The organism is Micromonospora sp. WMMD998 (assembly GCF_029581235.1).
Taxonomy (GTDB): domain Bacteria; phylum Actinomycetota; class Actinomycetes; order Mycobacteriales; family Micromonosporaceae; genus Micromonospora.
Genome location: NZ_CP120740.1, coordinates 1,923,994 through 1,938,112, shown reverse-complemented (window position 1 = coordinate 1,938,112; position 14,119 = coordinate 1,923,994). Strand labels below are relative to the sequence as shown.

Here is a 14,119-nt window from a genome sequence, read left to right as displayed (position 1 = left end):
GGGGCGGCGGGGTGGGGGGGTCAGCGGCGGCCGTGGCGGGCGCGGAGGTAGTCGGAGACCACGTACTCGCCGAGGTCGTTGAGGTCGGGGGTGAACATCCGGCCGCCCGATCGACGGGCCACCGCGTCCACGAACCGGCGCAGCCCCGGGTCGTCGCCGAGCATGAACAGGTTGAGCGTGGCCCCGTACCGGGTCAGCCGGTCCACCTCCCGGATGGTCGCCGAGATGGTCTCCGGCAGCGGCGGCCAGTTGAAGTACGCCTCACCGTCCTCCGGGTCCAGGTGCGCGGTGGGCTCACCGTCGGTGACCACGAGCACCACCGGCTCGGCGCCGGGGTGGCGGCGCAGGTGCCGCCCGGCCAGCCGCAAGGCGTGCTGGAGGTTGGTGCCCTGCTGCATGTCCGGCTCCGCCGCCGCCAGCTCCTGCTGGGTCAGCGGCATCGCCTCCCGCCCGAAGCCGACGATCTGCAGCGCGTCCTGCGGAAACCGGGTCGCCATCAGGTGCGACAGGGCCAGCGCGGTCTGCTTCATCGGACCCCAGCGCCCCTGCGAGATCATCGAGTACGACAGGTCGACGCAGAGCACCACCGCCGCCGACGCCCGCCGCTCGGTCTCCACCACCTCGAAGTCCTCGACCGCGAGCTGCACCGGCACTCCGGTGCCGGCGCGGCGGACCGCCCGGGTGAGGGTGCGCACCACGTCGAGGGGTTGCTCGTCGCCGTACTCCCAGGGGCGGGACCCGCCGCTGACCTCGCCGGCCGCGCCGGCCGAACGCAGGTCGTGCTGGCCGCGCGGACCGGCCGTCAGGTCGGCGAAGACCCGGCGCAGCGCGGTGCCGGCGAGCCGGCGCAGCGCCTTCGGGCTGAGCGTCAGCCCGTCCGCGTCCCGGCTCACCCAGCCCTGGCGGCGCAGTTCCCGTTCCAGGTCGCGCAGGCGGCGTACGTCGTCGGCGGCGTCGCGGCCCAGCGTGCGGGCCACCGCGTCGACGTCGACGTCGTCCAGGGTGGCGCCGGGCTGGTCCTGGTCGAGGGAGTCCAGCAGCTCGTCGAGTTCGGCGATCTCGTCGAGCGCGCCGGCCGCCTCGCCGTAGCCGAGCGGCTGGTCGCCGCGGACCCGTTCGCCCCGCTGCCAGTTCAGGTCGGGGCGCAGCGACCGCAGGTGACCGTCGAGCTGGGTCAGCTCACCGGCGAGCCGGTCGCCGAGGGACTGGCGCATCAGCCCGGCCAGTTCCTCCCGTTGCCGGTCCGACAGCGACCGCATCAGCCGTTCCCCGGCCGCCGCCCGGCGGGCCAGCACGTCGATCAGCTCCTCGACGTTCCTGGGCCGTTCCGGGAAGAACTCGCCGTGGCGGCGCATGAACTCGGCGAAGGCGTCGGTGGTGTCCTCCGCGCGGGCATGCTGGGCGAGCAACGCGTTGAGGTCGGCCATCATCTCGGCGAGTTGCCGCTGTACCGCCGGGTCGCCGGCGGCGCGCGCCGCGTCCCGCAGCCCGGCGAAGCGCTGCTCCAGCACGTCGCCGCGCAGCCCGTCGAGGATCCGCTGGTAGGTCTGCCGGGCCTCGGCGCTGGCCCAGTCGTACCCGGCCAGCTCCGACACCGCCCGCGCGGTGGACCGGGGCAGGTTGTCGAGCACCGCCTCGGCGAACCGGGCGTCGTCGCCGTCGCGTCCCCGCAGCTCGTCCCGTTCGGCGGCGAGCGCCTGGTCGAGCAGCGCCTGGGCCCGGGTCACCGCGCCGTCCAGGTCGCCTCGACGCAGCGCCTCCCGGCGCAGGCGGCGCGCCCGGGCGGCGAGGTCGGCCAGGCCGCCGCGCCCGTCCGGGCCGCGCCGCAGCAGGTCGCGCAGCGCCTCCCGCAGGCTGCCGCCGTTGAGGACCTCCGCGCCGACCGCGTCCACCGCGGCACGCACGTCGTACGGCGGGGCGAGCGGGTCGGGGCCGCCACGCCACTGCCCGTACCGGAACCGGTTGCCGGCCACGGTCAGCCCCGGCCGCCGTAGACGGTGCGCCCGGACTCGGTGACGTCCTTGCCCAGCCGGCGGGTCAGGTGCAGCCCTTCGAGCACGAACTCGATGCCGGCGGCGGCCTCCTCCGGGCTGGGCGCGTCACCGAGGCCGAGCCGGTCGAGCACCTTGGCCAGGCCCGGTACGGTGCCGACCTGGCGCAGCAGTTCCGCCGAGGAGACCAGCTCCCCGGTCTCGACGGCGCCGCCCTCGGCGACCAGCGCGGTGAAGCCGGACAGGTCCAGCCCGGCCAGCCGGGTGCGGAACGTCTCGGCCGTGGCGGTACGCAGCAGGTGCGCGAGGACCTCGATCTCGCGCCCCTCCTCACCGCTTTCGAACTCCACCTTCCCGCGCAGCGTGGACGTCACCGACACCGCGTCGCCGACCCGCGCCACCGGCGCCTCGGGTGTAAGGCGGGGGCCCCGGTTAACGCTTTCGGAGGTGGCGGGGCCCCCGCCTAACACCTCGGCGGCGAGCAACCCGGAGCGACGCAGCGCGGCGGCGGCCACGGTTTCGGCGGCGGCGATGGCGAACCGGGCGGACACGCCGGAGCGCGGGTCCACCGACGGCGACTCGCGCACCTCGCGGGCGAACCGGGCGAGCACCTCGAGCACGTGCTCCGGGACGCCTGCGACCAGGTCGGCCTCCTGCCGGATCAGCGCCAGCTCCAGCTCCAGGTCGAGCGGGTAGTGGGTGCGGATCTCGGCGCCGAAGCGGTCTTTGAGCGGGGTGATGATCCGACCCCGGTTGGTGTAGTCGTCCGGGTTGGCGCTGGCGACCAGCAGCAGGTCCAGCGGCAGCCGCAACTGGTAGCCGCGGACCTGGATGTCGCGTTCCTCAAGCACGTTGAGCAGCGCCACCTGGATCCGTTCGGCCAGGTCGGGCAGCTCGTTGACGGCGAACACACCCCGGTTGGTGCGCGGCACCAGGCCGAAGTGGATGGTCTCCGGGTCGCCGAGGGTGCGCCCCTGGGCGAGCCGGACCGGGTCGACGTCGCCGATCAGGTCGCCGACGCTGGTGTCCGGCGTGGCGAGCTTCTCGCCGTAGCGCATCGAGCGGTGCAGCCAGCCGATCGGCAGGTCGTCACCGGCGGAGTCGACGAGCGCGCGGGAGGCCGGGGTGAGCGGGCGCATCGGATGCTCGTTGAGCACCGACCCGGGGATCACCGGGGTCCACTCGTCGAGGAGCCCGCCGAGGGAGCGGATCAGCCGGGTCTTGCCCTGGCCACGCTCGCCGAGCAGGACCATGTCGTGGCCGGCGAGCAGCGCCCGCTCGACCTCGGGCAGCACCGTGTCCTCGTAGCCGACGATGCCGGGGAAACGGTCCTCGCCGGCGCGCATCCGGGCCAGGAGGTTGTCGCGGAGTTCCTGCTTGACGGTGCGGTAGTGGTGGCCCGCCGCGCGCAGCGCGCCGAGCGTGCCGGGCAACTCCGCCGGCGGGACCGGGGAAACCTGGTGGGAAGCGGTCACCCGACCCACGCTAGCTCAGAAATCCCGCGCCGCCCGGTGGACCTCAGCGGTGATCGCGCACGTAGCCCTCCGGGTCCTTGTCGCGGAACGGCAGGTCCCGGCCGTTCTTGTGCTCGCCGTAGAAGGTGAGCCAGCGCGCCCCCAACTCGGCCCGCAGTTCCGCGCTCGCGTGCCGGCGGAAGTCGGGCAGCGCCTCGTCCTCCTCCTCGGCGAGATGCTCGCTGTTCTCCTTGCGCGCCTCGCCCACGGCCGCCCACCAGGCGTCCGAGCCGACCTCGTGCAGCTTGGCCTCGGCGATCGCGTCGCGGATCTTGTTGTGGTCGCCGATGGCGTCGGCGGTCTCGTCCTCGCCGTCGTCGCCGTGTTTGACCAGATGCGGGTAGAGGATCGCCTCCTCCGCCTCGGCGTGGATGTCCAGGTGCAGGGCGAGCGCCTCCCAGATCGCCAGCATCTCGGCCGGGTCGCGGGCGTCGTCGAGCCGGGCGAAGCCGCGCCGGAAGGCGGCGTGGTCGTCCAGGATCAGTGCGGTGATGTCGTCCATGCGATCACTTCCCCAGTCGGGCGCGGATCATCCGGGGCACCGCGGCCAGGCCGGTGACCGGCCGGAACGCGTGTGCGGCGGCGACCAGCGCGGCGTACTCGTCGTCGGTCAGGTCGATCTCGGCGGCGGCGGCGTTGCGCTCCACCTGTTCCACCCCGGACGCGCCGGGGATGGCCACCACGTTGGGGTGCCGGAGCACGTACGCCAACGCGATCTGGCTGGGCGTGGCGTCGTGCGCGTCGGCCACCTCGCGCAGCGTGGCAATGAGCTGGGCGCCGCGCGCCAGGTTCTCCGGCAGGAAGTAGGGGTTGGCGCGCCGCACCGCCCCGGTCGGCGGGTTCGAGGCGTCGTAGCGGCCGGAGAGGAAACCCTGCGCCAGCGGCGAGTATGCGATGACGATCCGCCCGGCCTGCTCCGCGTACGGGATCAGGTCCTCCTCCGGGCCGCGGTCGATCATGCTGTAGCGGACCTGGTTGCTCAGCACCCGGCGGCCCAGCGCGGCCTCGGCGAACCGCCACCGGCGCAGGTCGTAGTTGCTGACGCCGACCTCGCCGACCAGCCCGACGTCCTGCAACGAGCGCATGCCGCGCATGGTGGTGGTGTCGGCGACCACCGGGTTGGCCTGGTGCACCTGGTAGAGGTCGATGTGGTCGACGCCGAGCCGGGCCGCGGAGGCGACCGCCCGCTGCTGCACCACCGGCGCGACCGGCAGCAGCGGAAAGATCTTGCTGGCCACCACGACCTTGGCCCGGTCGTCGCCGACTGCGCCAGGTCGCGGCGCGGCGTCGGACGCGCCGAGCTGGCGTGGTCGAAGCGCCGCGCCGAGGATGCGTTCGCTGCGGCCGAAGCCGTACATCTCGGCGGTGTCGAAGAGGGTGACCCCGAGGTCGAGCGCCCGCCGTACGATCTCGGCGGCCCGACGTTCGTAGTCGGGTCCGTAGCCCCACTCGCGCGAGCCGAACTGCCACGTGCCGAGGCCGATCTTCGAGATGGGCTTGGGGGTGTCGAGCCGCACGAAACGCATGACCTCGACGCTACCCGCGCCGGTGCGGTCGTATGCCTGTTCGCCGGTGGCGGCAGAATGACCTGGTGACCTACCTCGCCAGCGACGACCGTTACGACTCGATGCACTACCGGCGCAGTGGCCGCAGTGGGCTCAAGCTGCCCGTCATCTCGCTCGGGCTGTGGCACAACTTCGGGCCGGACCGGCCGTTCGAGCGGCAGCGCGACATCGTCCGCCGCGCCTTCGACCTCGGCATCACCCACTTCGACCTGGCCAACAACTACGGTCCGCCGCCGGGCGCGGCGGAGGAGGCGTTCGGCCGGCTGCTCGCCACCGACCTGAAGCCGTACCGGGACGAGCTTGTGGTGTCCAGCAAGGCCGGCTACCTGATGTGGCCCGGCCCGTACGGCGAGTGGGGTTCCCGGAAATACCTGATCTCGTCGCTGGACCAGTCGCTGCGCCGGCTGGGGCTGGACCACGTCGACATCTTCTACTCGCACCGCTTCGACCCGGAGACCCCGCTTGAGGAGACGATGGGCGCACTCGACGCGATCGTCCGCTCCGGCCGGGCGCTCTACGTCGGCATCTCCAACTACGACTCGGAGCAGACCGCCCGGGCCGCCGAGATCCTCCGCGACCTGGGCACCCCGCTGCTGATCAACCAGCCGTCGTACTCGATGCTCAACCGCTGGACCGAGTCCGACGGGCTGCTGGACACGCTGGAGCAGGTCGGCGCCGGGTGCATCGCGTTCAGCCCGCTGGCCCAGGGCCTGCTCACCGACCGCTACCTGGACGGCATCCCGGCCGACTCGCGCGTGCGGACGAGCGTCTTCCTCAACGAGAGCGACCTCGACGAGGCGAAGATGGCGACCGTTCGCGCGCTCGCCGAGGTGGCCCGGCGACGGGGGCAGACCCTGGCCCAGCTCGCCCTGGTGTGGGCGCTGCGCGACCCGCGGATGACCAGCCTGATCATCGGCGCGAGCAGCGTCGCCCAACTGGAGGGCAACGTCGCCGCGCTCGACAACCTGGACCTCGCCGGGGAGGACCTGGCCGAGATCGAACGCCTGCTCGGCTGAGCGTCACCAGATCCGGCGCCGCCCGGCGCGGTGGTTGCGGACCCCGCACGGCCGCCCGGGCGGCGGCCCGCCGGCCCGTCGCCGGCGCAGGCCGACCACGGCGGCGAGCATCGCGGCGACCACCACCGCCGCCGCGCCGATGACGAGCGGCCGGGACAGCGGGCCGGTCTCGGTCACCGCCGCGACCGGCACCCCCGGCTCGTCGCCGGTCGCCGCCTCGGCGAGGGTACGCGGAGCCGCCGCGCTCGTCGCCGGTGTCGCCTTCCGGGTGGCCCGTGCCCCGGAGCCGCCCGAGGCCGCCCGGAAGACGACGTCGGAGCAGGAGTAGTAGGTGTCCTGGGTGTTCGAGTTCTGCCAGATGACGTAGATGACGTGCCGCCCGGTGCGCCCGGCCGGCAGCCGCCCCGGCATCTCGTACGCGCCGTCGCGGATCGGCGGGTCGGTGACCGCCAGAAACGGCTTGGCCTCCACGTCCGCCCAGGTCAGCCGCCGTTCCGGGGCGTACGAGTCGGTGGTGACGTAGAACCGGAACGTGCCCTTGTGCGGGATGGTGGTGCGGTAGCGGAAGGTGTGCCGGGCACCGGCGGTCACCGTGGTGGCCGGCCAGTCGGCCCGGGGCAGGTCCAGCCCCCGGTAGGCGGAGAGGCCGCCGCTGCACAACTCTCCGTCCGGGATGCGTTCCCGGTCCCGCCCGTCGACGCGCGCCACCCGGATGTTGTCCCACTCGCGCACCGCCGCCCCGGCGGCGATCGCGGCCCGGCAGGCGGGCGTCTCCGCCCGGCCACCCTCCGGTCCGCAGGCCGCCCCGCGGCTCATCGGGCTGGTCGGCGCGCCGTGGGCGCTTGCCGGCACGGCGGTGAGCGGCAGCGTCGCGGCGACGGCGGCGAACGCGACGAGCGCGCGACGTGTGCCCATGTGATCGACCTCCCGGGCACTGGTACGGACGCGGGACCGCAATGGTTCGATCCACCTCGGTGTCACGACCGGTGAGGGGCCGAACGGGGCGCGGGGCGGCGCGCCGGCCCGGCTGGGCCCTAGAGTGACGGCACCCTGTCATCGAGGAGTGCGCCTTGCCCGAGCCGGAACAGCCTTCCGAGCCGCCCCGCGCCGCCCCCGCGGGCGGGCCTCCGCCGGGCGACGCGCCCCCCGCCGTCCAGCCGTACCTGCTGGTGCTGCCCCCGACGGAGGGCGCGCCGCCGCCGGTGCCGTGGCCCGGCGCGGAGGGCCGCCCGGGCTGGGCGATCCCGGTCACCGTGCCGCCCGGCACCCAGGGCTACGCGCTGTTCCTGCCGCTGGTCCCGGGCGACGCGCCGACGCCCGGGGTGCCCACCCAGGCGACCGCCCCGGCCGTGGAGAACCCGACCGGCACGAGCCCGACCAGCGCGAGCCCGACCAGCGCGAGCCCGACCAGCGCAGCCCCCACCAGCGCAACCCCGACCGGCGCGAGCCCGGCCAGGCCGGCGGACGCCGCCCCGGCAGCGGAGGACCCGACCGGCGCGAGCCCGACCGGGCCGACGGTCTCCGCCGTGGCGGGCGCCGGGCCGGTCACCCCTGGGGCCGCCCCGACGACCGCCGCGCCGGGCGGTACGCCGGTGGCCCCCGGGCACGTCTCCCCGCCCGTCCACGGCGCGGCGGCGCCGCCGGCGCCCGGACCGGGACACCAGGACCCTCGGCCCTGGGTGCACTACCCGCCGGCGCCGGGCTGGGCGGCCCGGCCGCCGACGCCCCGCACCTCCTTCCTCGGCGCCCGGTGGCCCGGCCCGAAGCCGGCCACCGGCCGGGCGGTTCCGCTCGCGGTGCTGGCCGGCGCGCTCGGCAGCGCGATCTTCGTGCCGCTGAACCGGGTCGGCATCGGCTGGTTCCTCGGCTGGCTCACGCTCACGGTCGCGGTGCTGCTGGCGGTCCGGACCCGGGTCGCCGAGCTGCCCCGCGTCGACCGGCTGGTCCGCGCCGGCTGGGCGGTCGCCGCCCTGGCCCTGCTCGCCGTGCCGGCGTTCCGCAACGCCTGGTGGCTCGTGACGTTCTGCGTGTTCGGCGCGCTGGGCTGCGCCACCCTGGCCATCGTCGGCGGCCGGCTGGTCCGTTCGATCCTGTTCGGCCTGCTCGCCACGCCCTTCGCGGCGCTGCGTGGCCTGCCCTGGGTGCGTCGGCACGTCACCGCCTCGCCGCAGGTGGCCACCGCCCGCAAGGTCACCGTCTCGGTGGTCGCCACGCTCGTGGTGCTCGTGGTCTTCGGCAGCCTGCTCGCCTCGGCCGACGCGGCGTTCTCCGAGGCACTCGGCGCGCTCGTACCGGAGGTCGAGGTCGGGTCGGTCTTCCGCGGGCTGTTCCTGGCCGCGGTGGGCGGGCTGATCGCGGTCGCCGCGGTCTACACGCTTGCCGCCCCACCGGATCTGTCCACGGTGGACCGACCGGCCAAGCGCCACCTCGGCCTGCTGGAGTGGGCACCTGCCATCGGGGCGCTGACCCTGCTCTTCGCCGGCTTCGTGGTGGTGCAGTTCACCGTGCTCTTCGGCGGCCAGCGGCACGTGCAGAAGGTCGCCGGGCTCAGCTACGCCGAATACGCCCGCAGCGGCTTCTGGCAGCTTCTCTTCGTCACGCTGCTGACCGTGGCGGTGCTCGGCGGCGTGACCCGCTGGGCCGGCCGGGAGCGGCAGGTCGAGCGCACCCTGCTGCGCGTACTGCTCGGTCTGCTCAGCGCGCTGAGCGTGGTGATCGTGGCGTCGGCGCTGTCCCGCATGTGGGCCTATCAGAAGGTCTACAGCTTCACCGGCGAGCGCATCTTCGTGATGGCGTTCGAGCTGCTGCTGGGCGCGGTCTTCCTGATGATCCTGGCGGCCGGCGTGCGGTGGCAGGGCCGGTGGGTCCCCGGCGCCACCGTGGCGCTGGCCGTGGCGATGCTGCTCGGCCTCGCGGTGCTCAACCCGGAGGACTACGCGGCCCGGCGCAACACCCTGCGGTACGAGCAGACCGGCAAGATCGACGCCTGGTACCTGCGGGCGTTGTCCGCCGACGCCACGCCCGCCCTCACCCGGCTCCCCGACCCGGTGCGGCGGTGCACGCTGAGCTGGATCGCCGACGAGCTCGACGAGCCCGATCCCTGGTACGCCTGGAACCTGGGCCGGCACCGGGCCCGCCAGGCCCTCGACCGGGTCGGCCCGGCCGCGGTCGGCGGCCCGAAGGACTGCCGCCGGGCGGACCAGTTCGACCTGCCGAAGACCCGGCGCCCCCGCTGACGCGACCGGCCGGACCGCGCGCGTCGCGGTCCGGCCGGGCCGGCGTACCCGCTACCGGCTGCCTCGATCGTCCGTGGTGCTCACTGGCCCACCAGCGGCTTGCCGCCGTCGACGTGGTGCCGGGGGCTCACGCCGTACCGGCGTTTGAAGGCCGCGCTCAGCGCGAACGAGCTGCCGTAGCCGACCCGGCGGGCGACCGCGCCGACGGTCGCGTCGGGCTCCCGGAGCAGATCGGCCGCGAGCGCCAGCCGCCACCCGGTGAGGTACGACATGGGTGGCTCGCCGACCAGTCCGGTGAAGCGCCGGGCGAGCGCCGCCCGGGAGATCCCGGTCGCCGCGGCCAGGGACGCCACCGTCCACGGGCGGGCGGGATCGTGGTGCAGCATCCGCAGCGCGCGGCCGACCACCGGGTCGGCGTGCGCCCGGTACCAGGCGGGCGCCGCCGCCCCGGGCCGGGCGAACCACTCCCGCAGCGCGGCGATGAGCAGCAGGTCCAGCAGGCGGTCCAATACGGCCTCCTGCCCGAGGTCGTCCTTGACGATCTCGGTGGCCAGCAGCGGGACCAGCGGGGAGTCCCAGGACGCGCGCGGGACCACGGCGAGCGCCGGCAGCGCGTCCAGCAGCCGCCGGCCGACCGCGCCCCGGACCGGGTACGTGCCGGTGAGCAGCACCGTCCGGCCGTCCGGGCCGTTGCCCCAGGTGCGTACGCCCAGGCGCGTCATCTCGTACAGCTCGCGCCCGTCCGGTGTGGTGCAGCGCTGGCCGGGGTGGACGACCACCTGCGGCGGCGTGGCCGGATCGTCCGCGACGGTGTACGGACCCGGGCCGCGCACGATCGCCACGTCCCCGGTGCCGAGCCGGGCGGCGACGCCCTGCTCGGGCACGAGCCAGGCGTCCCCACGCACCACCGCGACCAGGGTGAGCGGCGCCTCGTCCCGGATCAGCATCGACCAGGGCGGGGTCAGGATGGAACGGAGCAGGAAGGCGCCCCGGGCCCGGGGACCGTCGAGCAGGCCGGCGACGACGTCCACGGAGACGATTACACATGCAATCGCGCGTCCTGACCATGGGGCGTCTCACCGTCCGGCGGTGAGATGAGCACATGCGACTCACACAGCACCTGTCGTTGCTCGGGGCCACTCTCGGAGCCGGGCTGACGGCCGGGCTCTTCGCCGCGTTCGCCTACGCCGTGATGCCGGCGTTGCGGGGCGCGGACGACCGGACGTTCGTGGACGCGATGCAGCGGATCAACGTGTCCATCGTCAACGGCTGGTTTCTGTTGATCTTCCTGGGCACGCCGGCGCTCGCCGTGCTGTCGGCGGTGCTGGCCGCTCGCGGCGCGGGCCGTCCGGCCCTGCCGTGGATCCTCGGCGGGCTCGCGCTCCACGTGGTGATGGTCGGCATCACCGCCGCGGTGAACGTCCCGCTGAACGACGCGCTCGCGACGGCCGGCGCGGACGACCTCGACGCCGCTCGGCAGCGGTTCGAGGCCACCTGGGTCACCTGGAACGTGGTCCGCGCGCTGGCGAGCACCGCCGGCTTCGGGGCGCTCTGCTGGGCGCTCGTGGTCGCGGGCCGCTGAGGTCAGCCACGCTGCGGCGACCTCGGTCCCGCCGCCCTCGTGGTGCGGGCCCGATGTGGTCGAGCTCGGCGCAGGAGGAGCACGCCGCCCACCGTCAGGCCGAACACCACCACGATGCCGCGGAACGACGATCACCACGGCATACCCCTGAATCTGCCCGACGTGCCGGGGTGACAGGTGCCGGCGAGCGTCGGCCGGACTCATCCGGCCGGCGCTCGCCGGACATTCGGTTCGCCGGCTCAGCCGGCTACTTCGTCCTCGACCACGTTGCGCAGTTCGCCGAGGCCCTCGATGGTGCTGACGACGACCTGGCCGCTGCGCAGGAACACCTTCGGGTCGCGCCCGTCGCCCACGCCGCCGGGCGTCCCGGTGGCGATGACGTCGCCCGGCAGCAGCGTCGCGAAGGAGCTGAGGAAGGCGATGAGCGCCGGCACAGAGTGGATCAGCATGCGCGTGTTGGAGCGTTGCATCTGTTCGCCGTCGATGGTCAGGCTGATGTCGAGGCCGGACGGGTCCGGAATCTCGTCGGAGGTCACCAGGTAGGGCCCGAGCGGTCCGGTCTGGTCGAAGTTCTTGCCGGGCGTCCACTGTGTTGTCCGGCGCTGGTAGTCCCGAGCGGTGAAGTCGTTGAAGATCGTATAGCCGGCCACGTGGTGGTAGGCGTCCTCGGGCGTGATGTGGCGACCCGCCCTGCCGATGACGACCGCCAGCTCCACCTCCCAGTCGAACCGGTCCGACAGCTTCGGGTGGATGACCGGGCCGTACGGCCGGGCGAGGGTCGTCGGGGTGCGGACGAAGATCTCGGGTGACTTGGTCACCGTGTTGCCGAGTTCCTCGACGTGTTCGAGGTAGTTCCGCCCGACGCACAGGATCTTGCCAGGGTCGGGGATCACCGGGAGGAGGTCGGCGTCGGTGAAGGTCACCGGTTCCGTCGCGCGGCTCGCGGCCTCGGCCAGCGCCTCCGGTCCGGATCGGAGCAGTTCCCGCACGCTCGATTCGAGCCGCCGGAACGCGCCGTCGCGCTCGACCACGGCGATCGCGCCGTGTGGGGTGTCGACCGTACCCAGCTTCACGAGTGCAGCCTCCTCTGCATGACCGCCGGCGGAAGTGCGGTGGACTCACCGTCCGCGCAGACGGTGATCGGGTTGCGCAACGTGCCGATGCCGGAGCCGTGCAGCTCGATCGCGCCGTTGTGGTACTCCGCCATGTTGTTGTCGCGCAGGTGCCGGCCGGGTACGTTGCTGACCGCGCCGAGTGCGACGACGTCGCCCGGCTCCAGCGTCATCCACTCGGTGATGGTCACCAGGGCCTCGGCGGGGGTGAACCGCTGTTCGCCGATGGTGCCGTCCTGGATGGTCAGCCGCTTGCCGTCGGCGTCGACCATGTCGGTGGTCAGCCGGATGCTCCCCAGGTCGGGCAGGGCGGTGAGCGGGATCAGCCACGGGCCGATGGGCGAGAAGGTGTCCACGCCCTTCGCCCGCGCCATCGGTCGGTTGATGAAGTCCTCGACGCCGTCCTTGCTGGAGATGTGCAGGATCACGCCGTCCTGGAGGCCGAACGTCGACGCCGAGTAGTCGCCCAGGAGTGAGACGCCGGCCACGTGGTCCAACGCGTTCTCCTTCGTCAGGCGCCGCGCCTGCCGGCCGATGATCAGGCACATCTCGCCCTCGGGCTGGACCGGCCCCATCTGCGGCTCGACGAGGATGTGCTCCTCGTGACCGATGACGGCGCTCGGCGCCTTGAGGAAGAACTGGGGCCGGGGCCAGACGCCGCCCCACTTCGGTTCGAGCAGCTCCACGTTGGAGTTCGCGCGGTTCGAGTTGACACACACGATCTTGGTCGGGCGCGGAATCGGGGCCAGGTAGCGGGCCGAGCCGGCCGCGAGGGTGTAGTCGTCGGACCGGCCGGCGTCGATCGCCTCCTGGCACAGGTCCAGGAAGTACGTCATGGTCTGTCCGGCCGATATCAGGTCGAGCATGTCGCGGGGGAAGCCGACCGGGCCCAGGTTGAGCCCGGCCGACATGGCCGCCAGGTCGACGAGGGACTCGTCGGCCCGGACGGCCACCACCCGACGCACGCCGCCAACGATCTCAGCAGTCGTCAGTTTCATCGGTGTTGTCATCCGTCCTTGTAGTTCTTGGCGTACTCGACCCACTTCTTCACGTCGATGTCGCCCATGGCGGCGGCGATCTCGTTGGTGTACATGACGGTCGGGTCCTTGACCGTGAGGTCGTTGAACTCGAGCACGGCCGCCCACTGCTCCGCGGTGAACTGTCCGAGGTCCGGAGTCTGCTTCTCCAGGTCGAATCCGTACTTCGCGGACCGGGCCGCCAGCACCGGCAGGTCCGCCTCGATCTGCTTGTCGATCGACAGGCCGGGCGTGATGAACTGCGGGTACACCTGGTAGAACTTCCTGATCACGGCCTCCGGGTTGACCATCGTCATGATGGTGGCCCGGGCGATCATGCGGGCGAACTCGACGGCGAGTTCCTTGTTCGACTCGAGCCACTTCGTGTTGGCGGCGTACGAGGCGCCGAAGGTCTGGGACTTGGGCTCCGAGGCGGTCAGGTCCCGGAACTCGAAGCCCTGCGCCTTGTAGGTCCCCCACCGGATGTCGACCTGCGACATCGCGTCGACCTTTCCGTCCTGGAGCGACTTGGCCGCCGCCGCCCCGTTGCCCACCGCGATGAACGTGACGTCGGACGCGGCGAGGCCGACCGACTTGAGCGCGCCGATCGCGAAGGACTGCTCGACGCCGCCGGCCCCGTTGATGCCGACCCGCTTGCCCTTGAGGTCCTTGTAGCCCTGGATGGGCGAATCCGGCTTCACCATGATGTTGAAGGTGTCCGACCGGGCCAGCTCGTAGAAGTATTTGACGCCGATGTCGCCGTTCTCGGACACGGGCGTGGCCAGGGCCGCCGGAGCCGGCGACGAGACGTTGGCCTGCCCGGTCGACAGCGCCTGCACGCAGGCCCCGGTTCCGGACACGCTCGTCACGTTGATGGTGAACTTGTCGGTCAGGCCGAGTTGCGGGCCGAGGAAGATCGCCGACGAGTTGCTCGACAGCGTCGGCGAGCAGTGATACTGCTGGATGACCGGCTTTTCTCCGGCATCGGCGCTCGATCCGCCGTCCGATTCCGAACACGCACTCGCGGTGAGTGCGAGGATGACTGGGACAACGACCCATCTCGCTCTACGTGCCATTGCCGTTTCCT

General features: G+C 73.1%; 12 protein-coding genes. 3 read left to right on the top strand and 9 right to left on the bottom strand.

Going from position 1 to position 14,119, the window contains the following annotated elements:
• Nucleotides 1-20: 20 nt before the first annotated feature.
• The 4 genes from O7619_RS09230 to O7619_RS09215 are packed head-to-tail and all read right to left on the bottom strand — an operon-like array spanning nt 21 to nt 5,031.
• Nucleotides 21-1,973 (bottom strand): VWA domain-containing protein, encoded by a 1,953-nt coding sequence (locus O7619_RS09230; protein ID WP_282286991.1) that lies wholly within the window; start codon nt 1,971-1,973, stop codon nt 21-23.
• A gap of 2 nt (nt 1,974-1,975) precedes the next feature.
• Nucleotides 1,976-3,475 carry a sigma 54-interacting transcriptional regulator gene (locus tag O7619_RS09225; protein ID WP_282286989.1) on the bottom strand — a complete coding sequence of 500 codons (1,500 nt, stop codon included), beginning with the start codon at nt 3,473-3,475 and terminating at the stop codon, nt 1,976-1,978.
• A 34-nt stretch (nt 3,476-3,509) separates the two neighbouring features.
• Nucleotides 3,510-4,007, bottom strand: coding sequence for a hemerythrin domain-containing protein (locus tag O7619_RS09220; protein ID WP_282286987.1), 498 nt, complete (start codon nt 4,005-4,007; stop codon nt 3,510-3,512).
• A 4-nt stretch (nt 4,008-4,011) separates the two neighbouring features.
• Nucleotides 4,012-5,031: an aldo/keto reductase gene (locus tag O7619_RS09215; RefSeq protein WP_282286985.1), complete on the bottom strand. Its 1,020-nt coding sequence runs from the start codon at nt 5,029-5,031 to the stop codon at nt 4,012-4,014.
• A gap of 32 nt (nt 5,032-5,063) precedes the next feature.
• On the opposite strand from O7619_RS09215, the gene mgrA reads away from it, so the two are divergent.
• Nucleotides 5,064-6,086: an L-glyceraldehyde 3-phosphate reductase gene (mgrA, locus tag O7619_RS09210; RefSeq protein ID WP_282286983.1), complete on the top strand. Its 1,023-nt coding sequence runs from the start codon at nt 5,064-5,066 to the stop codon at nt 6,084-6,086.
• 3 nt (nt 6,087-6,089) lie between these two features.
• Here mgrA and O7619_RS09205 read toward each other — a convergent pair whose 3' ends face one another.
• Nucleotides 6,090-7,001, bottom strand: coding sequence for a lytic polysaccharide monooxygenase (locus O7619_RS09205; protein WP_282286982.1), 912 nt, complete (start codon nt 6,999-7,001; stop codon nt 6,090-6,092).
• 155 nt (nt 7,002-7,156) lie between these two features.
• On the opposite strand from O7619_RS09205, the gene O7619_RS09200 reads away from it, so the two are divergent.
• A complete protein-coding gene (locus O7619_RS09200) occupies nt 7,157-9,322 on the top strand; it encodes a DUF4153 domain-containing protein (protein ID WP_282286981.1) in 2,166 nt (721 codons plus the stop codon).
• Nucleotides 9,323-9,402: 80 nt separating this feature from the next.
• Here O7619_RS09200 and O7619_RS09195 read toward each other — a convergent pair whose 3' ends face one another.
• Entirely contained in the window at nt 9,403-10,353 is a 951-nt protein-coding gene (locus O7619_RS09195; RefSeq protein ID WP_282286980.1) for an AraC family transcriptional regulator, read from the bottom strand.
• 71 nt (nt 10,354-10,424) lie between these two features.
• On the opposite strand from O7619_RS09195, the gene O7619_RS09190 reads away from it, so the two are divergent.
• Nucleotides 10,425-10,904 carry an anthrone oxygenase family protein gene (locus O7619_RS09190; protein ID WP_282286979.1) on the top strand — a complete coding sequence of 160 codons (480 nt, stop codon included), beginning with the start codon at nt 10,425-10,427 and terminating at the stop codon, nt 10,902-10,904.
• 239 nt (nt 10,905-11,143) lie between these two features.
• Here O7619_RS09190 and O7619_RS09185 read toward each other — a convergent pair whose 3' ends face one another.
• From O7619_RS09185 to O7619_RS09175, 3 genes are read right to left on the bottom strand one after another with little or no spacing between them, the layout of a single operon-like run.
• The gene (locus O7619_RS09185; protein ID WP_282286978.1) at nt 11,144-11,977 is read right to left on the bottom strand and encodes a fumarylacetoacetate hydrolase family protein; all 834 of its coding nucleotides are present in this window, start codon (nt 11,975-11,977) and stop codon (nt 11,144-11,146) included.
• Nucleotides 11,974-12,981, bottom strand: coding sequence for a fumarylacetoacetate hydrolase family protein (locus O7619_RS09180; protein ID WP_282286977.1), 1,008 nt, complete (start codon nt 12,979-12,981; stop codon nt 11,974-11,976). The genes O7619_RS09185 and O7619_RS09180 overlap by 4 nt, the downstream gene beginning before the upstream one ends.
• Nucleotides 12,982-13,022: 41 nt before the next feature.
• Nucleotides 13,023-14,108 carry an ABC transporter substrate-binding protein gene (locus O7619_RS09175; RefSeq protein ID WP_282286976.1) on the bottom strand — a complete coding sequence of 362 codons (1,086 nt, stop codon included), beginning with the start codon at nt 14,106-14,108 and terminating at the stop codon, nt 13,023-13,025.
• Nucleotides 14,109-14,119: the final 11 nt, after the last annotated feature.